1 protein-coding gene is annotated in these 956 nt (G+C 46.4%); it reads right to left on the bottom strand.

Annotated features, from left to right (window positions below; genetic code table 11):
- The coding region (gene drmB, locus J7438_RS25980) for a DrmB family protein (RefSeq protein WP_286196952.1) at positions 1 to 845 on the bottom strand (845 nt) is incomplete at its 3' end.
- Positions 846 to 956 lie beyond the last annotated feature (111 nt).

The raw sequence follows: 956 nt of genomic DNA, 5'->3' as shown, positions 1-956 counted from the left end.
AAAAAATCCAGACCGTCCTGTAGAAGCTGAATGATAGGGTCCCGAGTTACAGGTATTGCTAAGGCAGAAAGAGTAATGGGGAACCAGCTGTTCGTCGCCCCCAGTAGTACGGCTCTTGCCTCTTCTTTACAGTCATCGTCATAAATATTCAGATGAGCATGCCTTCCCCTGCATTTTGGCAGATTATCTTTACCTTCTTGTCCAAATGCATGAGCAAGAGAGCGTGATTTTTCACAAGTGTCACACTTCACCCAAAGGTTTTCCGTTTGGAGCGATGCACCACTCTCGAAGAACCTGAGAGTTCCTTTGCACTCGCTAACTCCGCTATGAACAAAATAATGCCAAGGGAAATCATCAAGGTGACCATTCCGACAGGCCAGCAAAAAACGTGCGGGCACTGCATCTGCATCAGTCGCTTTAGAATCACCTTTTGATCCTGTACATCCTTTATGCACAAACCTGGTCAACTCAGGACGATATCTATTCTCTTTGCATTCAAACAGGCCTCGATCAAAAGGAGAAAGAAGGCCGCATTTAACGCACCTTAGCCAACGTGGAAATGGCAATACGGGAACCCCAATATTAGCTTCAGCAGAATACGCATCTACATGTTCGCTTTTCTGATATGGAGGCATTCTCAGACTCTCCACCTGAGAGCCCAGTTCTTTCCTGACTGCCGCCAACAATCTTGCCTCTGCAATAGGTGAGCAGCGATCTTTGTCCCATAGGTGAGTACCCAAAGTAAGAACAGATAAGCTGGGAAGGTCAATCAAAGCGCCAGGGCCATATGTCCAAAGTAATTGGCTGGGTCTTACATCTCCGACAGGTGTTTTATCACTCATCATCGCCCCCTACAGTGGAAGTAATAGAATCATTTTGGTCAACTGAAGGAGACCAAGATGGTCCATCATCCATTGTTTTGGTATTCATAATGAGCCGGACTCCCGGCTCAACTT

This window comes from Thalassotalea sp. G20_0, from assembly GCF_017744175.1.
Taxonomy (GTDB): Bacteria; Pseudomonadota; Gammaproteobacteria; order Pseudomonadales; family Endozoicomonadaceae; genus Endozoicomonas.
The sequence above is the reverse complement of the archived record's forward strand: the minus strand, read 5'-3'. Positions and strand labels throughout refer to the sequence as shown.